At 39.5% G+C, this 21700-nt stretch carries 18 protein-coding genes; 6 read left to right on the plus strand and 12 right to left on the minus strand.

Annotated features, from left to right (window positions below; translation table 11 throughout):
- Positions 1-32: 32 nt before the first annotated feature.
- The 3 genes from ABD769_RS07760 (at position 33) to ABD769_RS07770 (ending at position 2896) form a co-directional block, all read left to right on the plus strand.
- Entirely contained in the window at positions 33-674 is a 642-nt protein-coding gene (locus ABD769_RS07760; RefSeq protein WP_344850840.1) for a hypothetical protein, read from the plus strand.
- A gap of 115 nt (positions 675-789) precedes the next feature.
- Positions 790-1647: a helix-turn-helix domain-containing protein gene (locus ABD769_RS07765; RefSeq protein ID WP_344850841.1), complete on the plus strand. Its 858-nt coding sequence runs from the start codon at positions 790-792 to the stop codon at positions 1645-1647.
- Positions 1648-1723: 76 nt separating this feature from the next.
- Entirely contained in the window at positions 1724-2896 is a 1173-nt protein-coding gene (locus tag ABD769_RS07770; protein ID WP_344850842.1) for an FAD-dependent oxidoreductase, read from the plus strand.
- A gap of 310 nt (positions 2897-3206) precedes the next feature.
- Here the strand turns inward: ABD769_RS07770 and ABD769_RS07775 are convergent, their stop codons facing one another.
- A complete protein-coding gene (locus ABD769_RS07775) occupies positions 3207-3434 on the minus strand; it encodes a hypothetical protein (RefSeq protein WP_344850843.1) in 228 nt (75 codons plus the stop codon).
- A 173-nt stretch (positions 3435-3607) separates the two neighbouring features.
- On the opposite strand from ABD769_RS07775, the gene ABD769_RS07780 reads away from it, so the two are divergent.
- A complete protein-coding gene (locus ABD769_RS07780; protein ID WP_344850844.1) occupies positions 3608-4126 on the plus strand; it encodes a hypothetical protein in 519 nt (172 codons plus the stop codon).
- A gap of 246 nt (positions 4127-4372) precedes the next feature.
- On the opposite strand, the gene ABD769_RS25000 is transcribed toward ABD769_RS07780, so the two are convergent.
- From ABD769_RS25000 to ABD769_RS07800, 5 genes are all read right to left on the minus strand, one after another.
- The gene (locus ABD769_RS25000; RefSeq protein WP_425568854.1) at positions 4373-4561 is read right to left on the minus strand and encodes a response regulator; all 189 of its coding nucleotides are present in this window, start codon (positions 4559-4561) and stop codon (positions 4373-4375) included.
- A gap of 783 nt (positions 4562-5344) precedes the next feature.
- Complete coding sequence (locus ABD769_RS07785; protein ID WP_344850845.1) at positions 5345-5617, minus strand: hypothetical protein; 273 nt, start codon at positions 5615-5617, stop codon at positions 5345-5347.
- Positions 5618-6199: 582 nt separating this feature from the next.
- The gene (locus ABD769_RS07790; protein ID WP_344850846.1) at positions 6200-6988 is read right to left on the minus strand and encodes a PhzF family phenazine biosynthesis protein; all 789 of its coding nucleotides are present in this window, start codon (positions 6986-6988) and stop codon (positions 6200-6202) included.
- 1644 nt (positions 6989-8632) lie between these two features.
- Positions 8633-9832 carry a pyridoxal phosphate-dependent aminotransferase gene (locus ABD769_RS07795; protein ID WP_344850847.1) on the minus strand — a complete coding sequence of 400 codons (1200 nt, stop codon included), beginning with the start codon at positions 9830-9832 and terminating at the stop codon, positions 8633-8635.
- Between the two features lie 62 nt (positions 9833-9894).
- Positions 9895-10287, minus strand: a complete 393-nt coding sequence (locus ABD769_RS07800) for a DUF1573 domain-containing protein (protein WP_025142781.1) — start codon at positions 10285-10287, stop codon at positions 9895-9897.
- A gap of 172 nt (positions 10288-10459) precedes the next feature.
- Between ABD769_RS07800 and ABD769_RS07805 the strand changes: the two genes are divergently transcribed.
- Positions 10460-12880, plus strand: coding sequence for an alpha-ketoacid dehydrogenase subunit alpha/beta (locus ABD769_RS07805; RefSeq protein ID WP_344850848.1), 2421 nt, complete (start codon positions 10460-10462; stop codon positions 12878-12880).
- Positions 12881-13209: 329 nt separating this feature from the next.
- Complete coding sequence (locus ABD769_RS07810; protein ID WP_344850849.1) at positions 13210-15471, plus strand: tetratricopeptide repeat-containing sensor histidine kinase; 2262 nt, start codon at positions 13210-13212, stop codon at positions 15469-15471.
- On the opposite strand, the gene ABD769_RS07815 is transcribed toward ABD769_RS07810, so the two are convergent.
- The 6 genes from ABD769_RS07815 to ABD769_RS07840 form a co-directional block, all read right to left on the minus strand.
- Positions 15472-16227, minus strand: coding sequence for a LytR/AlgR family response regulator transcription factor (locus ABD769_RS07815; RefSeq protein WP_344850850.1), 756 nt, complete (start codon positions 16225-16227; stop codon positions 15472-15474).
- A 123-nt stretch (positions 16228-16350) separates the two neighbouring features.
- The gene (locus ABD769_RS07820) at positions 16351-16959 is read right to left on the minus strand and encodes a DUF1684 domain-containing protein (protein ID WP_344850851.1); all 609 of its coding nucleotides are present in this window, start codon (positions 16957-16959) and stop codon (positions 16351-16353) included.
- 2 nt (positions 16960-16961) lie between these two features.
- Positions 16962-18059 (minus strand): chorismate synthase, encoded by a 1098-nt coding sequence (gene aroC, locus ABD769_RS07825; protein ID WP_344850852.1) that lies wholly within the window; start codon positions 18057-18059, stop codon positions 16962-16964.
- Between the two features lie 101 nt (positions 18060-18160).
- The gene (aroA, locus tag ABD769_RS07830) at positions 18161-19450 is read right to left on the minus strand and encodes a 3-phosphoshikimate 1-carboxyvinyltransferase (protein ID WP_344850853.1); all 1290 of its coding nucleotides are present in this window, start codon (positions 19448-19450) and stop codon (positions 18161-18163) included.
- A gap of 150 nt (positions 19451-19600) precedes the next feature.
- Positions 19601-20740 carry a chorismate mutase gene (locus tag ABD769_RS07835; protein ID WP_344850854.1) on the minus strand — a complete coding sequence of 380 codons (1140 nt, stop codon included), beginning with the start codon at positions 20738-20740 and terminating at the stop codon, positions 19601-19603.
- Between the two features lie 84 nt (positions 20741-20824).
- The gene (locus tag ABD769_RS07840) at positions 20825-21649 is read right to left on the minus strand and encodes an ATP-grasp domain-containing protein (protein WP_344850855.1); all 825 of its coding nucleotides are present in this window, start codon (positions 21647-21649) and stop codon (positions 20825-20827) included.
- Positions 21650-21700: the final 51 nt, after the last annotated feature.

Raw genomic sequence — 21700 nt, forward strand, 5'->3', positions numbered from 1 at the left:
GGATGGTCTGGATATTATCGCTTGTAATCATAATGCCGCTGAGTTTTTATTCAGCAGCAAGGACAGTCAACATTATAAAAGAAAAATGGTATGGTCTTATCGGCTATTTCATTATATACACTGCCGTATGGCTGCTCACGAGCAATTATATTATCGTCAATGGTGATCTGTTGATCAGTTCTGCTATTAAAAGCAAAACCCATAACCGGGCAGTGATAATTGATCTGCATAAGGTGTTTTATAAAAGCGGCTTTGACCATACCACAGTAACGCTGAAAATAGCCGATAGACCCCTTACCCTGCAAGGGAGACCTTATATCTATTTTTATCTTGTAGGCAGAGAGAATATCTCGATCAGTGCCGCGGAATCTTTTTTGGGTAATAAATACCTTTATACTGATGAAATTCCCCGAAGGGAAAAGGTTAAGGCCAGGTGGCTGCATTTCAAAGATCAGATTTACCGTTTAAGGGTTATTGCGGCTATCTTAGTTGCATTAATACTTGTCGGATTTTTATGGCCCCAAAAAAAGTTCGCAAACGGGCAGATGGTTTCTGCAAAAACGGGATTCTGGAAGATGATCGGCATCGTGATGGCCATCTTGTTTACCATTGCGCTGGTATTCTACATCGCACTTTTTGTATATGTGAAGTATTTCAACGCTACGCGCCATTGATATAAAGTAGGTTAGTGTAAAGCGTTATGAAGGATTTAAATGGGAGGGTTTTAGCAGTGTTTCAGGAAAAAAGTCAATTTTGTACAGCAAATTGTTATCGCAATGGCATTGAGAAATGAGAAAAAAGAATAAAAATATTCCTGTTAATACGCTTCCCGAAGGAACTTTCAGAGGGATCATGATGATGCGTGAAGCATTCCACGGCTCGCCGGATTCCAGGGAGGTTGAACGGGCCCATCGTGACGGCGGCTATACCTTTATCATTCAGGAAAAAGGAAGTACGCATATTCAAATTGATTTTCAAACTTATTGCATCTCAGCGCCGGCTATTGTCTACATCCATCCCAATCAGGTGCATCGGGTTATCTCATTTGAACATGCCCGGATCAGTACCTGGATTATTACTGAAGAAAACATCCGTGAAGAGTATTTGAGTGTCCTGGAAGACCTTATGCCGGTGGGCGTATTGCCCGTAAAGCATGAGACCCTCACCATTCTGAAAGAGGCTGTTGGATTATGCATGAAGTTGTCGGAGAAAAGAGAAGAGGTTTTTTATCATTCAATTTTAAAAGAAAGTTGTAATACCCTTATCACGCTCATCATTTCACAATACCTAGCTTTAGCCAAGCCTGCAGAACATCATACGCGATCTGATCATATCACACGGGAATTTAAAATTGCTCTGGGACAGCATTACAAAACCGTTAAAAATCCCAGGGATTATGCCGGCCTTCTGAATATATCCACTTCTTACCTTAACGAGTGCGTCAAAGCCACGACAGGCAAACCTATTTCTGTACATATTCAGCAGCGTATTATCCTGGAAGCAAAAAGGCTGCTCTACCATTCCGGTAAGTCTGTAAAAGAAATTGCAGATGAATTGGGCTACGATGATTTTTCGTATTTCACACGGCTGTTTACAAAAATGGTGGGGATGTCACCAATTGCTTTTTTGAATAATTACCGCGAATAGTCCTAACCTTCCAAGCCTTTGTCATTGTACCGCCTTTCATTTCATTGTTCCTTTGTACAATTAATTAAGGTAAAAGATGTTAAACAGAAAAAATATTGCGATCGTCGGCGGCGGTCCGGGTGGCCTTACATTGGCAAGGCTTCTACAGTTAAAAGGTGCACAGGTCAAAGTCTATGAAAGGGATTTCAGTCCGGGTGCGCGCGTACAGGGAGCTATCGTTGACCTTCATTTTGACTCAGGACTGAAAGTGCTGGAAGCCGCCGGACTCATGGATGCATTTAAAGCGAATTATATGCAGGGCGCAGATAAATACCGTCTGCTTGATCCACAGGGAAATATCCTGCTCGATGAGGGTGATCAGACCGAAAAAAACGGATTCGGAGATGAGCATTTCCGTCCAGAAATCGATAGAGGGGCGCTGAGAGATCTCCTGATAGAAGCGCTCCTTCCAGGTACGGTCGTATGGGACAGCCAGCTGGTAAGTATGCTTCAGGTAGGAGATGAATGGAAACTGCAATTCAATAACGGCAGCACTGCAACTGCTGATCTGGTGATCGGCGCAGACGGGTACCGCTCTCCGGTCCGGCCATATCTTACTGATGTGAAAGCGCTTTATTCCGGCGCATCGATCATTCAGGGAGAAATAGAGCATCCCGGCACTGCATGTCCGGAAATCTACCGGTTGGTTGACCAAGGAAATATGATGGCTATGGGGAACGGCGCTACTATAGCTGTGCAGCCACGTGGTGATGGGGGCTTAACTTTTTACGCGGCATCAATGTATCCGGAAAACTGGATCACACAAAGCGGTATCGATTTCAAAAAACCTGTAGAAGTACGAAGCTATTTATTAAAGCATTTTGAAAATTGGAATTCTGTATTTTATACGCTTTTTGAAGCCAGTGAACATTTCACATGGCGCCCGCTGAACTATTTTCCTTTGGAGCAAAGGTGGAGAACCAAAAGTAATATCACCCTTATTGGTGATGCAGCGCATTTAATGCCTCCCAATGGTGAAGGTGTTAATCTCGCGATGCTGGACGCCCTGGATCTATGCGAATGCCTCTGCGATAAAAGTTATCCCAATCAAAAAGATGCAATTTCAGCCTTTGAAGAAATCATGTTTCAAAGAGCTGCACCGCTTTCCAGGGAAACTGTTGATGGCATAAAAGATTTTGCATCACCAACCAAAGAGTCTGTTCAGGAATGGATTAATATGTTCAATCAAAATATTTTACCTGAGAAATAACAGTTTATTTATAACCGGTCATTTCAACTTTTTAGTTTTTACCACGCTGTCGGAAGCCTATCGTAACCAAAGAAGGAGGGAGTTTTATGCCTCCTTCTTTATAGTTCATAAATGGTTAAGCCAATAGACAGACCAATAGAGAGAAGGCACTTTTAGCTATTAAAAGCAGTACAAAAAAACTGAAATAAAGGCCCTGATGGTTCAGTTTCAAAATGCCATAAAAAAATATCGTCAGGCCTTTTCATACAGATCCTGAAGTACATCGAAGGATGCCTTATAATAAAACTGTGCCCTCTCCACGAAGGTCGTTTTAGATATATGCGCCATAATCTTCAAGCACCTCGTCCAGATTGTCAGGTCGGGTAGCGATCAGTCTCGATTCTTCAATTCTGATGGTACACTGTACGGTTCGCCATAACAAGTCGGTCTGTCTATTTTTTTTCCCGTTCTTACCTCGATCCTTTAAGGTATTCAAAATGGTAATGGTTCTTTCCTCGACAAGTCCGTTTTCTAAAGTATTCTTTAAATGTTTAAGCATATTAATCCGGGCCTAAAGGTTCACTTCCAGTGTCTTTGCCTTACATCGCATCCGGTACGTTTGTAGTGAAAGTTGCGTTAAAATGTAATGTTATATTTACATTGACATAGTAGTATTTTTGGTAGTTGTCGTAATAATAGGTATATTGGCACTACACATACCTATAATATTAAATGAAAAAGATTTTTAAAAACTGTTGGCTGATGTCAGCACTGTTGATGGCATCCCAGCACCTTTTTGCCCAGGACAATCCATCCAGGCAACCTTCCGAGATCGGAAGACCTGTAACCGGAGAGGGGTATTTCGCATTTTATGAAGGCCATAATGCTCAAGGAACCTGTGATCTGCTCTATGGGGCATTTGCAAATGTCAACCTCAATCTGACCAGTACCCATCCAGGTTCGAATGACAGGATCAGCTCTGTCGCGCTTGTAGGCCCTATCTCGGATCAGAAGCTATGGATCGCGGATAACTCCAGCGGTAATGTCAACGATGACTATGCTACCATTACTGTTACCGGGACGCTTCCTGCCGGGACACGTGTGGTGATCCCGAGTTTTCAGATCGGAGCCGCCCCGGGGGTATTTTATAACCAGAATGGCTGTACGGTTACTCTGGTTTACTATCCGGACTTTCCCAGCCCGAATCTTGATGGCAAGGTATCCCGGATCGGCAGGACGCAGTACAATTGATAGGGGCACTGATGTGTGCCTTGAATATAGATGAACCGCCACTCCTGCCCTGGAATTAAATCCTGCCGTTGAGAAGATTATTCTGTCCGGAAGTTGTCAAAGCTTTTGCGGAACTGCTTTCGAGTATATATCCCTGACTGAACATGGTCCGCAAAACGAATTTCCGGGCATCAACTTAGCAGATTGCAATTGAAAAAGCCTATCTGCGAAGAACCCTTCTGAATGAGGAAATTTCAAATGGTGTTTTTAGGTTTTGTCACCTGATGAGTTCAACTGAAGTTCAATCCTTTTGATCAGCTCGTCGATATCAAAATGTTTTGATATGAAATCATCTATGCCGGCACCGATGGCTATTTCCTTACCGTCACGGCTTGCCGATATAATGATTACCGGCGTTTTTGAAAAGAGTTTATTCTTACGGATATTGGAGACAATCTGTTATCCGGATAGGATCGGCATCCGGAGATCCAGTAGGCGAGGTATGGGTTATGTCCTCAGGCGTTCAGAAGTCTTTTGGAATCTTTTTCAGTGTGTACCGTTAAATCTGTAACCTCTAAGATCATTTCAAGCGGATCCAGAACAGCTAATTTGACGCACTGCTTCATTTAACAAAACTTACAGATGTATGTTAAGGATTAGTATATTGCCATAAGTCCAAATCAGCTGGCCCATCACCTCTTGCTGTTATCATGTTGCCATGCTTGTCGATCAGTATATATGTTGGACCGTAAATAATCTAATATTTTTCTAAACCCGTCCTTATCGCCGGCTGATGCGTATCCCATAACTCCTTTTAGACTATATTTTTTAATTTGTTTCTTCCATTTATCGGGATTTTCATCGAAGCAACCCGATAGAAATACGAAGTTCCTTTTTGGTTCACGCCCGTACACATTCTCCGAAATGCCACGCAGGACCTCATTGGCTTGCGCAAGATTATTTTGTTAATGAATTTTTTGAAGGAATTTTTTTTCAGCCTAACGGGGATTGAGTGACCACTGTTGCTGACACACACAGTTAAACTGCTGAAGCCGAATTTTTCAGAATTCCTCTAACAGCATTTACCAGTTTTACTTTAGTTTGATCCTTATTATGGGAGTACTGCTTCCTCTGGCTATCTTATGTGATGCGGGTTAAACAAGCGCCATTTTCTTTGAGAATTAAAATTCACGGCATTTTGTTTAGGTGGCGGGACTTAGTCCCGCCAGCGTTTAGAACTTAATACCCGTGATGGTAAATCCAAAGCTTCATCTGTACATTGGCCCAATAGAGGGAATCTTCCTGTCCCCAACCATGTGAAATACCATATTGATAACCTGCCGACCATGCTGCTAATGCATTAGTGGGTTCGGGTTGAGTCATGGCCCTGTCCGTTGTACTCTGGCTCGTTGACGTATTTTGAGCTTTAGGGGTATTCTGAGCTTTAGAAGATGATGGCAAAAATGCTATCGCCGAAAAACCAAAAATTGCTGATAAAATGATTTTTTTCATAATTGTAAATTAAGTGTATGTTAAACATTGAGTATTTGCAATGGTAAAACCGGACTGTTCGATATCAGCTATTGCTAATTTCTGTAAGCAAGCTGAAATCCCATATCCCAATTATAAATATTTTATTTCGCAACAACGAGAATTAAATATTTGTTTTATTTTTCCTTAAATAATTTATTAGTTAAGGTTCATTGCACAAGCCTCCGATGTACATAGAAACTTCGGGACCTAAACAACATCTGTCTGAGCATGCTACTGCGCTAGGGATAATCTATATATTTAGTCAGCCGGAGAATGGTTGTGTATCGGGGAATCTAGTTGAAGCTTGATTATGTTATTGTAACTTGATCAATTAAAATGAAGATCTGAGTGGGGTATTGATAATGGGGGTGGAGGTTATTGGGAGGCACTTACGGAGCCAGGAGTTGGATGAGGTGATTTAATAAGATCCATCATGCAAGGGATAGGATGATGGATCTAACAGCGATGAATATCTAAGGCTTTTCGTTCGCTACGGGCAGATCAACGCTAAAATTATAAAGCCTATGATGAATGCTTAAAATCAGGTAAGTTCAGTTGATCCTATGCTATCCATAACGTGCCAATAGAATATGTTCTGGCTTTACCGCTGATTATAACCCTTTCGCCACGATCCGAACAGTATAGCGTTCCACTGCGTTCAGAAACCTGAGTCGCAAGCAGATCATTTTTATGCATTTGTTCGCTCCAGTAAGGAATGAGTGAACAATGTGCCGAGCCGGTAACCGGATCTTCAAGGATGGTTGATTGCGGTGTAAAGTACCGGGAGACAAAATCAACCTCATTGCCTTTAGCTGTAACCACTACACCACCTGGGTCAAGGTTGATCTGATCAAATATCTGTCTGTCGATCACGATATCCCTTATTTGCTGCTCGTTTTCATATACCAATATATAATCCCTTGATTTCAAAACTTTTTTTGGCTGGATATTTAGTGCTTTAACAATTACTGCGGGAAGTTGGGTAGGTACAGGTTTTCTAGAAGGGAAATCCAGCGAATATAAATCATCTTTTATCGCCACAGTGAGTTTTCCGCTTGCTGTCGCAAAAACAATTTCTTCTTTGCCATAATTTAAAATGGTATGGAGTGCGTGGGCAGCACCCAGGGTGGCATGACCGCATAAATCCATCTCTATTTCAGGCGTAAACCAGCGCAGGTGTATGTGCGTGCCCATATCTACAAAGAAAGCAGTTTCTGCAACGGCATTTTCTTTTGTTATTTTGAAGAGTATTTCGTCCGGAAGCCATTCCTTAAGCGGAACAACGCAGGCTGGATTGCCACGGAATATTTCATCGGTAAATGAGTCAATCTGAAAAAGGTCTAATTTCATTGAATTTTATTGGTTGGTAGTTGTTTGTATATTTTTATTATTTTGGTGTTTTTGTGCTTTGGTTGTCAAAATATGAAAAGAAAATATAGTTACGAAGGTGTAACAGTAACCAGAGGACTATGGTGCAACAACATACCTCTACTATGGGGATTGTCTGAACTCAAATTATGCTGATGATTTTATCAAGGTTGGTTATCGTGGTTTTAATAATGGATTAATTTGTTATTTGATGTTTCAGAAATGATAAAAGTGTTGAAGTCGTTAAGGGTAATGGTGATTTTGATAACTCACACAATAATAATTCAAAATTAAATCTTCCACAATATGAAAATCCCTATTCTATTAAATGGCGTGATAGCATAGAACATAATTTTGTAAATGTTGTGAATTTAAGTGATGTCTCAGAGATTGAAAAAGAAACTAATAAAAGGAATAAGTAACAGGTAATTGTTAACTACAAATAAGATGTACACCCACCTGGTCTCAGCGTCTCGCTAAGACCAAAATGTAAGTTATATAACAAAGTATAGCAATTTAAAGTTGCCTGGCTTTGATATTTTTGTGGTAGTCCAAGTCTGATTAGTCTTGCTTTTATCGCCTCATAAGTACGAGAATTTAGTTTGGCGAGTTGGGCAATCTTGATATCTTCGTTAAAGTGCTCCGAAAGAAATTCATCTTATTACTCACTCCAGGCTAAGCTTTGGTTTCTTGTTTCGGCGATAGCTTCGAGTTGGTTATGGCAAAGAATAGGACCTGATGATTTCGGGGTTGCTGTATAGGCTATCGGCAGGGCATACCTCACCGGTTATGGGGGACTGTGCCAGCAGCCAGCGCTTGGAGAATTGCTGTATGCCAGTTGTTATCCAAAAGTGAGTCTTGTTTTGGCCCCGCGGATAAGATGCGTATTTCGGCGAAAGTGACCCTCCGTTTCGGACCAAACTGGCCGCCAATTTGATTACCGGCTGTAGCATAAAAGTTTCTTTCTCTCTGAACGCATAGCGGCTTGGCTGCAATTTACTTCTTCCCCTAGGCACTCCACGGTTTCCCGTTCGGTATCCTCATTTCCCCCTTTCCTTTAGATCGCCATTCCATCATCCTCCAGATGAAGCTGGTAAATCCATTAAAAAGACACTATGACGCGCTTAAAATAAATCTGATGAAGATCGCACCCTGTATCGATTTATCTCAGGGGCTTTAATTTGACCTGAACTTAGAAATTTTATTGGAACTGCTGTGTGAAGAAATCCTGACCTGAAGATCAGAGCGTTCAGTTTGGAGCGAAACAAGGTGTCAGCATAAATACGAAACGTGCGTACACATTTGCCGAAATGCCCACTAAAATGGCAAGGATAGTTGATGGAAAGCGAAAGAGCATAAGAGTTCAACTTGCAAGAATATTTTTCGAAGAAAAAATAACTAACTAATAGATTATACGTAATTTTATATTACGATTTGCAATCAAAAAAAAGAGGTAAGTTTTTGAGTAAAAAAATACTTAATACTTTGATTTATAGTTAGTTAAGTAGAATAATTCGACTCCCTTCGGCTCCACAAAAAGAAACCTGCAAATTATTCATTTGCAGGTTTCTTTATTTATAGTTCAGATCATTCCTTTCACATTTTCCATCTCACATCTTCCATCAATCATTTCGTTCTTCCAGGGTATTGCTTTAACGCTACTTCCAGACAGTCCATCGCTGCATTTAAATCGTCGGTATTTAAAACGTAAGCCATACGCACTTCGTTTTTACCAGAACCGGCAGTAGAGTAGAAGCCTGTTGCAGGTGCCATCATTACGGTTTGGTTTTCGTGGCTAAATTCTTCTAAAATCCACTGACAGAATTTATCAGCATCATCAATTGGAAATTTAGCAACCACATAAAATGCACCACCCGGGTTCGGACAGAAAACACCATTAATATTGTTCAATCTTCCAACCAAAGTATCGCGGCGTAAAGTATATTCAGTATTTACCTTTTCAAAATAGCTATCTGGCGTATCTACTGCAGCGGCACCGGCAATCTGCTCTACCATACCCGGACTTAACCTCGCCTGTGCAAATTTTAATCCTGAGGAGATTACTTCTTTATTTTTAGTAATTAAACAGCCCAAACGTGCACCACAAGCACTATATCGTTTAGACACTGTATCCATAATTACCACATTTTCGTCCAGGCCATCCAGGTGCATTGGCGATATAAATTCCCTGCCATCATAGCAGAACTCGCGGTAAGCTTCATCTGAGAATAAAAACAGGTCGTACTTAACACAAAGTGTTTTTAAAGCTTCTAATTCTTCTCTCGAATATAAATAACCGGTTGGATTATTTGGGTTACAGATAATAATTGCCTTGGTTTTTTCGGTAATCAGTTTTTCAAATTCGGCAATAGGAGGCAGGGCAAAACCATTTTCGATATACGAAAGAATTGGTTTTACTACCACGTTGCTCATACAGGCAAAACCATTGTAGTTTGCATAAAAAGGCTCCGGAATAATGATTTCGTCACCTTCATTCACACAGGTTTGCATGGCAATGGTAATGGCTTCAGAGCCACCAACAGTTACCAGTATGTTTTCTGGCGTAATGTTATAACCCAGTTTATTGTAATATTCGGTAAGTTTTAAGCGATAGGCTAACGTTCCTTCTGATGGTGTATAGGCCCAAACATTAAAATCAATGTTTTTGATGGCGTTTAACATTCCTTCAGGTGTTTCTATATCGGGCTGACCAATATTTAAGTGGTACACTTTTTTACCATCTTTTTTAGCTTGATCTGCAAAGGGGGTTAATTTTCTGATCGGCGATGCAGGCATCTGCACACCTTTTTGTGAAATTTTTGGCATGGTACAAAAATAAAAAAGTCCCGATGAAAATCGGGACTTTTTAAATATTATCGGTTAAAAAATTACTTTGAAGCGGCAGCTACAGTTTCACCTTTAATATAAAGAACCTTAATTGGTGTTTTAGCGTTTGAAGTGATGGTAACCGCTTTAGAGAAAGTAGACGGACCGGCAGCAGCGTTAAAAGTTACTGAAATTACACCGGTTTCACCTTTTTTCAATGGGGTAGAAGTGTATTTTGGTACAGTACATCCACAGCTTGCTTCTGCTTTAGTAATAATTAAAGGCTCTTCGCCAACGTTTGTGTATTTGAAATCGTAAGTTACTGGCTTGTTTAAAACAATTTTACCGAAATCATGTGTTTCAGTTTCGAATTTAAACTCAGCAGGTTTAGCCTGTGCATTTGCAGCAATACCAAAACCTAAAACAAAAGCGAATAATACTAAGATCTTTTTCATGTTATTTGGGTGTAATTTATTTTTTTAATTTCTAAAACAAATTTAATGTTTTCAATGTAAAACAAAAACTATTCCAAATATTATTTTCCAATTCCATATATAATTTTACAATCGAGGTTAAAGGCAAACTTTTAATTTTGTATATATTTGCCGCAACCAATCTTTGATTACTATGCCGAATGAAAAATTGATGACCAACGCTATTAATGCTTCCGAACTGAGTTTTAATGATTTCAAATCAATTGTTAAAAGCGACTATAAAATAGCCTGTGAGAGTAGACAGGCCAGTGTTTTAGGCCGTAGAGAGGTATTAACAGGGAAGGCTAAATTTGGCATTTTTGGCGATGGTAAAGAGGTACCGCAGATTGCCATGGCAAAAGCTTTTAAGAATGGCGACTGGCGCTCCGGATACTATCGTGATCAGACTTTTGCCTTTGCAACAGGCATTTCTACCATTAAAGAATTTTTTGCTCAACTGTATGCAAACCCAACAAATGGGGCCGATCCTTTTTCAGGCGGCAGGCAGATGAACTGTCACTTTGCTACAAAATCAGTTAATGAAGATGGCAGCTGGAATGATTTAACGCAGATCAAAAACTGTTCATCAGATATTTCACCAACCGGAGGGCAGATGGCCCGTTTGGTTGGTTTGGCTTATGCCTCTAAATTATTCAGGAAAAACAGGGAACTCGATTATTTAAAACATTTCTCTGTTAATGGGAATGAAGTTGCTTTTGGTACCATCGGCAATGCTTCTACCTCAGAGGGTGTATTTTTTGAAGCCATTAATGCGGCAGGAGTGCTGCAGATTCCGATGGCCATTTCGATCTGGGATGATGCTTACGGAATCTCTGTTCCGGCTAAGTACCAAACTACAAAAGAAGATATTTCTGAAGTTTTGAAAGGCTTTCAGCGTGAGCCCGGGAAGCCAGGATATGAAATTTATAAAGTGAATGGCTGGGATTATCCCTCTTTGTGCGAAGTGTACGAAAAGGCCATCAATGTTTGCAGGGACGAGCATGTGCCTGTATTGATTCATGTTACGGAACTTACTCAGCCTCAGGGACATTCAACTTCAGGTTCTCACGAAAGGTATAAATCTAAAGATCGCCTGAGCTGGGAAGTTGAACATGATTGTATCCTGAAAATGCGTGCCTGGATGCTCGATTCGGCCGTTGCCACAGAAGAAGAAATAGCTGAAATTGAAAAAGAAGCAAAGATTTTTGTACGCAATGCCCAAAAAGAAGCCTGGAATGAGTTTTTAGACAGCATTAAACCCGAACAAAAGCAGGCAATAGACCTGATAAGTGGTATAGCTAAACATCAACCTGAACTGGCTAAGATTGCAGCAAACCTGGCTTCAATTGCAGATGCACAACGCAGGGAGGTTTTTGTGGCCGTCCGTAAGGCCATCCGCTTGTCGGCCAATACGCGTTCAGCAGAACGTGATGAACTTTTAGCCTGGTATAAAGAACAGGAAGTACATAATTACGACAGGTACAATTCTAAATTGCATACGGATGGCAAAGAAAGTCCGGCTAAAATTGCCATTATTGAGCCAGAATATGATGAACTTTCCAAAATGGTTGATGGCAGGGAAGTGCTGAATGCCTGTTTTAACGAAAATTTTGCCCGCGATCAGCGTTTAGTTGCTTTTGGTGAAGATTTAGGGAATATTGGTGATGTAAATCAGGGTTTTGCAGGTTTACAGGCTAAATATGGTGAATTAAGGATTACCGATACCGGAATCAGGGAAATGACCATTATGGGACAGGGGATCGGTTTGGCGATGCGTGGTTTAAAACCAATTGCAGAAATTCAATACCTTGATTATCTGATATTTGCATTGAATGTGTTGAGCGACGATCTGGCATCGCTGGCTTACCGCACCAAAGGCATTCAAAAAGCACCGGTTATTGTTCGCACGCGTGGTCACCGTTTAGAAGGGATTTGGCATTCAGGTTCTCCGATCAGTATGCTTTTAGGTTCGTTAAGGGGGATGCACCTCTGCGTGCCGAGGAATATGACACAGGCTGCAGGAATGTACAATACGCTTTTCAGGGCAGATGAACCTGCCGTAGTAATTGAATGTTTAAATGGTTATCGCCTGAAAGAAAAGTTGCCGTCAAATGTTGGCGATTTTACAGTTTCTTTAGGGAAAGCTGAAGTTTTGGAAGAGGGAACTGATATTACGGTGGTTTCTTATGGCTCATCGCTTAGGATTGTTCAGGAAGCGGCAGAAGAACTGGCACTTTTAGGCATTTCTGTCGAAATTATTGATCCACAAACCCTTCTACCTTTCGATATCGATCATATTTGTGTTAATTCTCTTTCAAAAACTAATAAATTACTGGTTGTAGATGAAGATGTTCCGGGGGGAGCTTCTGCATATATTCTGCAAAAAGTACTGGAAGAACAGAAAGGTTATTTCCACCTGGATGGACAGCCGAAAACATTATCAGCGAAAGCTCATCGTCCACCGTTTGGATCGGATGGTGATTATTTCAGTAAACCTTCGGTTGATGATGTAACTGAAGCCATTTACCAGATGATGCATGATGCCAATCCGGCTAAATATCCTGCACTTTTTTAATAGTTAAAATATATTGAATTTAATGGAAAGGTTTAAATGCTTATTTTATAAGTGCTTAAACCTTTTTTCGCTTAAACAAAAGAAATAAAATCGCCTTTTCAGGTGTTCGGTAAAAATCCGGTTACTTAGTAATGGAATTTTTATATACATTTATACATCCAAACAAATTTTTTATTTCAGTATGTTTTATATCATCACCTCTGTGAAACACTGTAATTTTCAAGCTTTTTTGTACCCGTATTCCAATAAAATTAACAATTAGATTTTATAGGATAATGGTATGTTGCGTTGTTGATAAACAGATGAATGCCTGTGCCTTGTTTTTTAAAATGAGCGCAACGTTTCTGTTGCTTTTATTTTTCAGTATAACTGTTTCTGCGCAAACCAGTGCGCCCCAAAAGAAACTCGATAGTTTGTTAGCGGTTAATCAAAAGAACCAGAAAACAGACTCTACAAAAATTAAAGTGCTGACGGAAGTGTACCGCCAGTACATGAGAATGAGGAATGTGGAGAAGGCTGAAGAATACCTGGATAAAACCATCCAGCTTTCGCATGAAAAAAAACTCAAAAAGTTTTCTGCAATGGCTTATTACAGAAGGGCTTTGATGTACCATGGCAGATCCAATTATCAAAAGGCAGAAGAAAACTATTTAAATGCGGTAAGCGAGTTTTCTTCAATTGGCAATCTGGATATGGTGGCCGGTACCTACCTCAATCTTGGAGCGCTTTACAGTACTATTCCCGATTATGTAAAATCACTGGAAGTTAATCAAAAAGCCATTACGATATATGAAAAAATGGGTAATGAGGTTGATATGGCCAGTTGTTATACCAATATTTCTACCATTTATCAGCGTTTAGGAGACCAGAGCCAGGCTTTGGTATATATGAAAATGGCTCTAAAGGTTTTTTCTAAAGAAGGCGAAAATTCGAGGGGGGTAGCTGTTGTTTATGGCCTGATGGGGAATAATTATTTTGAGGCATCAAGCCATGAACTGATGCAAATGAATGTATTGCCCGGTCAGAAGATTAAACTGGCTTTAGAATATTATAATAAGTCGTTAAAGGTTGCAGAAGCCATTAATGATGTTGGCATTATAGCAACCGCTAAACGCGATCTGGCGGAACTGTACAGTTCTATCGGGCAAAAGGATGCCGCACTTAAATCCTATCAAAAATCGATTGAGCTGAGCAAAAATGGTGATGATAAAGAGGCTTATGCCTCTACATTATATGCACTGGGAAATTTTTATCAGCGTGAAAATGATTTTGAAAATGCCATTTCCCTTTTGGGCAGCAGTTTAAAAATTGCTGAGGAAAATAAATTTTTGGAGATAGAAAAGGATGCCAGTTTGGGACTGAGTACAGTTTACGAAAAACAAAAAGATTATAACAAATCTTTAGCCTATTACAGGCAATACATAAAGGTAAGGGACCAGATTTTTAACGAGGATAAAGAAAAAGAAATTACCAGAAGAAAAATGCAGCTCGATTTTAATGTAAAAGAGCGCGATTATTTATTGAAACAGAAACTTACTGAAGCAGAATTAAAAAGACAGCAGCAGGAATTGATTTTAAAAAGACAGCAGCTGGCTTTGAGCGACAAAGAAAAAGCATTGGATCTGTTAACTTTCCAAAAAGCCAAAGCCGATCTTGATATTCAGCGTTTGGCCCAGAAGGGTAAATTTGCGAAAGCTAAATATCAGGCGCAACTTACGGCTAGTGTGAAGGACAAACAAATCAGTAAGCAAAACCAGCAGATTAAATTTGATGAACGGATCAAAATATTTCTGAGTATTGCTACATTTTTGATTTTGATTATCGCTGTAGTCATCTTTTTAAACCAGAGAAAAACCACAAGGCTGAATAAGATCATCAGCAATCAAAAAAAGGAATTAGAACAGCTGAGTAAAGTTAAAGACCGTATTTTTAGCGTGGTGAGCCACGATATGCGTACGCCTGTAAATTCACTCATTTCATTTATGCAGCTGCTGGAAGGAGGTAACATTGAGCAGGAGAAATTAAACCGTTATGCCTCGTCACTAAAAAATAACCTTACTTATACTTCAACCATGATGGAAAACCTGCTAAACTGGGCCGCAAGTCAGATGCAGGGTTTTAATCCATACCTTGAATCGTTGGATATGGAATACCTGACAGGTGAAGTAATCCACTCTTTGCAAGATAGTGCAGATCGGAAGGAGATTAGTATTAAAAACTTAATTGCTTTTCAAACCTATTGCAAAGCCGATGAGAATATGCTCAGTCTTGTGATCCGTAATTTAGTGAGTAATGCCATTAAATTTACGCCTGGCGGAGGTTCAATAGAAATTAGTTCGGTTGATCTCGGTAATCAGCAGGAGATTAAAATTTCTGATACAGGTGTTGGGTTAAATCCGGTGCAATTAAGCCATTTTAATAAGGCCGGTTATCTTGGCGCTGGTGTAAGTACACTGGGTACCAATAAAGAAAAGGGTACAGGTTTGGGTTTATTGCTGTGCAGAACTTTTGTAGGCTTGATGGATGGAAATATAAACGTTAGCAATAATCCGGCAGGTGGCAGTTGCTTTACCATTACATTGAAAAAATAATTATTTCAAAAACCGGGAAAGGATTTTTTTATCAATTGCTTTTTCTAACAATTCCTGTCTGTTTGATACACTTATTGGAACAACAAAGTCATGTTCTAAATGAACTTCATGATTGGTTAGGGTAGAAATATGGTTAATATTGATGATGTATTGTTTGTGCACCCTCGAAAATATTTTGTTCGGTAACTGTTTTTCCAGATTTTTAAGGCTAACTAAAACGATATGTTTATCGGTACGGGTAAAAAGTTTAGAGAAATCCCCCATACTTTCTATATAGATCACATCATCATACCTCAATTTGGTAATTCCTTTGGTTTCCCTGAAAAAGAAATGATCATCACCTTGTTCATTGGTCGATTTATCTGCAAGCTGTGGTTCTTTGCCAACCAGTTTTTTCAGCTCGAGGTATTCTATAGCTTTGTTGGTCGCCTTTAATATTCTTTCGAAAGTTGCCGGTTTAACAATAAAATCCAAAGCATCGAGGTTAAAACTTTCTGCTGCATATTCTGTAAAAGAGGTAATGAATATGAATAAAGGCTGTTTTTTGAGGCTTTTTAGCAGCTCCATTCCGGAAAGCTCAGGCATATCGATGTCAGAAAAAACAATATCAACAGGTGTTGTGCTTAAAATCTGCGAAGCTTCAATACCATTACTACAGACCGCTAATATATTTAATGAAGGGATTTTTTTAAGGTGCATTTCAATAGCGTCTCTTTCAATTTCGTTATCATCAACAATTATGCAGGTGTAGGTCATTTAGGGATATGGGATTATTGTTGTCAACAACAGGGATCAAAAATTAATGTTTGTAAAATACGCTAAAATGAGAATTAAAACACAATTAAGTCAACACTTTTTTGTTAAATGTTGCCTTAAAATCTATTTCTGATGCTTCTTTTCGCCTGTATATAATTTCTCGCCGGCTTTAACAGCCAGTTGCAGGTCATTCTCTTCTGGCGGAACCGGACAGCGGTAACCATCACTATAAGCGCAATAAGGGTTATAGGCTTTGTTGAAATCGATTTCTATGTGGTTATCTTTGATTTCTTTAGCATCAAGATCGATATACCTGCCGCCACCATAAGTTTCTTTATTGTTGGTCTCGTCGGTAAAGGGTAAAAACAGGTGATCTTTATATGTAGGATTGGTTGATAGTGCAACACTTCGATATAAGGTCATTAGCAATTTTTTGCCGTCTAAATTCAAGTTTACACGTGCGTAACGATAATAATCGCTGCTGCTGCCATTAAAAGTTGGCATTTTAAAAATCTTTTCGTTCTTTAATAATTCTACTTCAGCCAGTACTTTATATGTACTGTCAGTCTCATAAAAATGAAGATTTTGAAGATCGTTTTTCTTTAATGGCGAGCGGCTGTCTTTAATAAAATCTTCTTTATAAGCCTCACGGTGTTTTGCAATCTGCTCCTCATAGCTTTGTGCAAAACTATTAATGCTGATCAACAGGAACAGAAAAGTAAGAATTTTCATGATTAAATTACGCTTGCTTTATTTCTCAAAAACTGATCGGCCAAAACCAGGGCAGCCATGGCTTCTACAATAACCACAGCTCTGGGTACCACACATGGATCGTGCCTGCCTTTTCCTTTAATTTCTGAAACTTCTCCGGCTGCATTGATGGTTTGCTGGTTATGCATAATGGTGGCTACAGGTTTAAAAGCTACTTTAAAAGTGATGTCCATTCCGTTAGAAATGCCTCCTAAAATACCACCTGCATAATTTGTGGTAGTTTTAAACACATTCGAATCTGCAGCTTTTGGCTGCGGGATATCATTGTGCTGCGATCCGCGTAGTTCGCTTCCTGCAAAGCCAGAACCATATTCGAAACCATGAACAGCATTGATGCTTAACATGGCTTTGCCTAAATCGGCATGTAGTTTATCGAAAACAGGCTCGCCTAAACCAGCCGGACAGCCTTTTATCACGCAGCCGATTTTACCGCCTACGGTATCGCCGTCTTTTCTTACCGAATCAATAAATTCGATCATTTCGTTTGCTGTTGCCGGATCGGCACAACGTACAATATTTTCTTCCCTGATGGTCAGCAAAGCAGATAAATCGTTGCTTTCTAAATTTGGTGCATCGATGGTGCCTACAGAGGTTACATGGGCGAAAATTTCGATGCCTTGTTGCTTTAAAAACAATTTTGCAATGGCTCCTGCAGCTACACGTGCTGCTGTTTCACGAGCAGAAGAGCGTCCGCCACCTCGGTGATCGCGGATACCGTATTTTGCATCGTAAACATAATCTGCATGGCTTGGGCGGTAAACATCAACATTATGTCCGTAATCTTTCGAACGCTGATCTTCATTCGGGATTAAAAGTGCAATCGGGGTGCCCGTGCTTTTTCCTTCAAAAACGCCCGATAAAATCTGAACGGTATCGCTTTCTTTTCTTTGCGTGGTAATTTTGGATTGACCCGGTTTGCGTTTATCCAGTTCTGACTGAATAAAATCCATATCAATATCCAATTGCGCCGGACAGCCATCAATAATTACCCCAATGGCTACACCATGAGATTCTCCAAAAGTTGTAATGCGAAATAGTTGCCCGAATGAGTTGCCTGCCATATATTTAATGAGTGAATGATTGATTTTTTAATGATTGAATGTTGCTATTCAGTCTTAATAATTAAATCTTGATACTTAGTGCTTTAACCTTGATACTCAAATTACTTGATACCGATCTCGAAACCCGCTTTTTTCAAATCTTCCCAGTAAAAAGGATAAGATTTTTCTACTACCTGCATTTCTTCAATTTCTACTTCATTGATTAATAATGCAAGTGGAGCAAAAGCCATCGCCATACGGTGGTCCTCGTAAGTAGCAAAGGTAACTTTATCGGGGAAATGAAGATTATCAGTATTTAAGGTGTAAACGAGGTTATCTTCAGTTAAAGTAACACCAATTTTAGCCAATTCGTTCTGAAGGGCCGCAATACGGTCGGTCTCTTTGATTTTTAAGGTTTCTAAACCTGTAAAGGCCATGTTTTTACCTAAAGCAGCTGCAATAACCACAATGGTTTGTGCTAAATCAGGACAGGTTTTAAGGTCTAAAACTTCTTTAGTGTCTAAAGTAAGTCCTAAGTTGCTAATGGCAATCCCTTTATCGGTTTTAGTTGTGGCAATACCAAAAATCTTCATGATATTTTTGATCTGGCTATCGCCCTGTAAACTTTTTTCCTTTAAAGCAGGTAAAGCTATTTCCGCTTCATCAGCTAATGCTGCAATACTGTACCAGTACGATGCAGCGCTCCAATCAGGCTCAACAACCAGGGTTCCCGGTTTAAAAACCTGGGGTTCAATGGTGATTAAGTTCCCGTTCCAGGTATGTTTAATGCCAACTTCTGCAAGCATATCCAAAGTCATATCCACATATGGTTTGGAAGTAAGTTCACCCTCGATTTCTAAAGTTAAACCTTGTGGCAGGATAGGGGCAATCATTAATAAAGCGGAAATGTATTGACTGCTGATATCGCCTTTGATCTTTACCTGGGCCGTTTTTTGATCCAGTGGACCAACAATATTCAAAGGAGGAAAACCTTCTGATTCTGCATAGGAAATATCTGCCCCGATAGTTTTTAAAGCCTCAGCCAAAATTCCGATAGGGCGTTGTTTCATCCGCTCGGTTCCGGTTAAAAGGAAATTACCGTTTTTAGCAGAAAGATAGGCAGAAAGAAAGCGCATTGCCGTGCCTGCCGGACCAACATCTACCAGTTCGGAGTTTGCAGTTTTTAGTTTGGAGTCTCCTCCCGGCTCATTACCCTCAACTCCCAACTTGTTCAGGATACCATTTAAAGTTACTGTATCGGCAGCATTGGAAAGGTTTTCAACTTTAACCAGTTTCTTGCTTAAAGCGCTAATAATTAAGGCCCTGTTGCATTCGCTTTTAGAGCCTGTTAGTTGGATTTCCGTATTAATATTCTTGGTTCCTTTAAAAGAAACTAAGGCATTTTTCGACATTTTATTCTGTTTTATTCTTAAATGTGGTGTCGGATGGAAACACCTGACACCACATTATATATTATTAATCGTCATATCCTTCGACAGGCTCAGGATGACACTGCTGTGAGACATTGTTTTTTGCTTTGGTCTTTCAGCTTTAAGGTTTAATTACGCTTTAACCTCATTATGTTGTTCAGCAGCAATACCTTTTTCAGCTTTGCCGGCATTCATAATTTCGGTTTGTTTACGGATTGATTCACCGTGCATCAATTCTAAGAATTTCTCGGTAAAGTTTAAGTCTAATTTCAAAGCTTTTGCAAAAGCATGACCTTTTTGAATGATGGCATCCCAACGGTTAACCTGTAAAATAGTTACCTGGTTATCGCGTTTAAATTCACCGATTTTTTCTACGATAGCCATACGCTCACCTAATTTTTGCAATAAGATATCATCAATTTTATCAATTGATTTACGTAAATCAGCTAATTTATCTGCGAAAGCTTCGTTTGGTGCTTCCGGCTCACGAACGGTTAAACGATCTACCAATTCTGCTAAGGCCGCTGGAGTAACCTGTTGTTTAGCATCTGTCCAGGCTACTGAAGGATCTACGTGCGATTCGATCATTAAACCTTGCATATCCAAATCCAATGCTTTTTGAGAAATGTAAGGGATTAGCTCACGGTTACCGCAGATGTGACTTGGATCGTTGATGATCGGTAATTCAGGGCATAAAGTTTTCAATTGGATAGCAAGTTCCCACATTGGTTCGTTACGGAAAGAACTTTTCTCGAAAGAAGAGAAACCACGGTGAATAGCACCGATTTTAGTAATACCTGCACCATTAATACGCTCAATAGCACCAATCCACAACTGCAAATCAGGATTAACCGGGTTTTTGATCAATACAGGAACATCATGACCTTTTAAAGCATCTGCAATTTCCTGAACGGTGAATGGATTTACGGTAGAACGTGCACCAATCCAAAGGATATCTACACCAGCTGCCAAAGCCTCTTCAACGTGTTTTGCATTTGCAACCTCTACTGCAGTTGGTAAACCTGTTTCTGCTTTAGCGCGTTTTAACCACTCTAAACCTATGCTTCCAATACCTTCGAACTCTCCCGGACGGGTACGTGGTTTCCAGATGCCAGCTCTTAATACCGATACTTTACCGGTTGCAGCCAATAAATGTGCTGTAGTTAATAATTGTTCTTCAGTTTCTGCGCTACAAGGACCAGAAATAATTAAAGGCTCGTTGTTTACGTTTAACCAGGTGTTTAAAGGTTGAATGTTTAAATTAAGTTTCATGATGATGGGGTTGTTTTTAAGTCCGGAGTCCGTAGTCGAAAGTCCGGAGTTATATTTTAGTTTTTAAATTGTTGTGTTCTTGGGTTAATCGGTTAATTGTTTAAATTGGTTAACTGATTGTTGTATCCAGTTTTTTGTGAATTCGATATATGCTTGATTAATGAATGGAAAAACCGTTACATTAGGGATGTGATTTACTTCTAATAAATGTTTTCGTCCATCCAATCCAATCATGTAGTCTACACCAACTGTTTGTAAATTGAAATGTTTAGCTAGATTCTTGCTATCTTGAAGTAAATCAGCATCTACATCCATCTCCCACGAACCTTCATTGTGAATTGATTTTAACCAATTTGTTCCTGTAAGTTTTATTTGCCAGTATTTATCTCCAACTAGCATAATTCGAACAGCTTCTCCTTCAATGAATTCTTCGATGACAGAAGTTTCATTGCTTTTCCATTCGCCGGTGAACTTGTTTTTGTCTTCTCCACAATGCCAAATCCCCCATTTTGCAACTACTTCTTTGTCTGTAAAATATTCCTGCTCATTTATAAGCATACCTCTTTTTGTGCCACTGAATTTTGAAATATTTAATGCTCTTACTAAACCTGGAATTCTGTTTCTCAAATCCATCATTCCCGTAGCATTGGGTAAACATGGCCCATTCCATAGCGCTAATAAGGTTATGAAATCAAAATCAGTTTCAAATATTCCATGGAATATTACTTTGTCAACAAGTAAATATTTGTCTGGGATAGTACTGCTTTCTACAAAAAGTTCTCCTTCAATTAATTTTATGTTAGGCAGCATGTCGTAATGAACAATCAGATACTCAAATCCCAAGTTTTCTTTAATAGCATTCACTTCGTGTATCTCAAGGCCCACTATTAAAATTCTCTTCTTTTCCATTTTTTATCTATTGAAATGCGTAACCTAATTTTTTTTAGTTTTATTAAAATG

Origin of the sequence: Pedobacter jeongneungensis (genome assembly GCF_039538295.1) — a bacterium.
GTDB lineage: Bacteria > Bacteroidota > Bacteroidia > Sphingobacteriales > Sphingobacteriaceae > Pedobacter > Pedobacter jeongneungensis.

What these genes read in the sequence shown, in the direction of transcription:
- ABD769_RS07760 (WP_344850840.1), top strand. Translation starts at nt 33, where the DNA reads ATGCCGCTGAGTTTTTATTCAGCAGCAAGGACAGTCAACATTATAAAA.
- ABD769_RS07765 (WP_344850841.1), top strand. Translation starts at nt 790, where the DNA reads ATGAGAAAAAAGAATAAAAATATTCCTGTTAATACGCTTCCCGAAGGA.
- ABD769_RS07770 (WP_344850842.1), top strand. Translation starts at nt 1,724, where the DNA reads ATGTTAAACAGAAAAAATATTGCGATCGTCGGCGGCGGTCCGGGTGGC.
- ABD769_RS07775 (WP_344850843.1), bottom strand. Translation starts at nt 3,434, where the DNA reads ATGCTTAAACATTTAAAGAATACTTTAGAAAACGGACTTGTCGAGGAA.
- ABD769_RS07780 (WP_344850844.1), top strand. Translation starts at nt 3,608, where the DNA reads ATGAAAAAGATTTTTAAAAACTGTTGGCTGATGTCAGCACTGTTGATG.
- ABD769_RS07785 (WP_344850845.1), bottom strand. Translation starts at nt 5,617, where the DNA reads ATGAAAAAAATCATTTTATCAGCAATTTTTGGTTTTTCGGCGATAGCA.
- ABD769_RS07790 (WP_344850846.1), bottom strand. Translation starts at nt 6,988, where the DNA reads ATGAAATTAGACCTTTTTCAGATTGACTCATTTACCGATGAAATATTC.
- ABD769_RS07795 (WP_344850847.1), bottom strand. Translation starts at nt 9,832, where the DNA reads ATGCCAAAAATTTCACAAAAAGGTGTGCAGATGCCTGCATCGCCGATC.
- ABD769_RS07800 (WP_025142781.1), bottom strand. Translation starts at nt 10,287, where the DNA reads ATGAAAAAGATCTTAGTATTATTCGCTTTTGTTTTAGGTTTTGGTATT.
- ABD769_RS07805 (WP_344850848.1), top strand. Translation starts at nt 10,460, where the DNA reads ATGCCGAATGAAAAATTGATGACCAACGCTATTAATGCTTCCGAACTG.
- ABD769_RS07810 (WP_344850849.1), top strand. Translation starts at nt 13,210, where the DNA reads ATGAGCGCAACGTTTCTGTTGCTTTTATTTTTCAGTATAACTGTTTCT.
- ABD769_RS07815 (WP_344850850.1), bottom strand. Translation starts at nt 16,227, where the DNA reads ATGACCTACACCTGCATAATTGTTGATGATAACGAAATTGAAAGAGAC.
- ABD769_RS07820 (WP_344850851.1), bottom strand. Translation starts at nt 16,959, where the DNA reads ATGAAAATTCTTACTTTTCTGTTCCTGTTGATCAGCATTAATAGTTTT.
- aroC (WP_344850852.1), bottom strand. Translation starts at nt 18,059, where the DNA reads ATGGCAGGCAACTCATTCGGGCAACTATTTCGCATTACAACTTTTGGA.
- aroA (WP_344850853.1), bottom strand. Translation starts at nt 19,450, where the DNA reads ATGTCGAAAAATGCCTTAGTTTCTTTTAAAGGAACCAAGAATATTAAT.
- ABD769_RS07835 (WP_344850854.1), bottom strand. Translation starts at nt 20,740, where the DNA reads ATGAAACTTAATTTAAACATTCAACCTTTAAACACCTGGTTAAACGTA.
- ABD769_RS07840 (WP_344850855.1), bottom strand. Translation starts at nt 21,649, where the DNA reads ATGGAAAAGAAGAGAATTTTAATAGTGGGCCTTGAGATACACGAAGTG.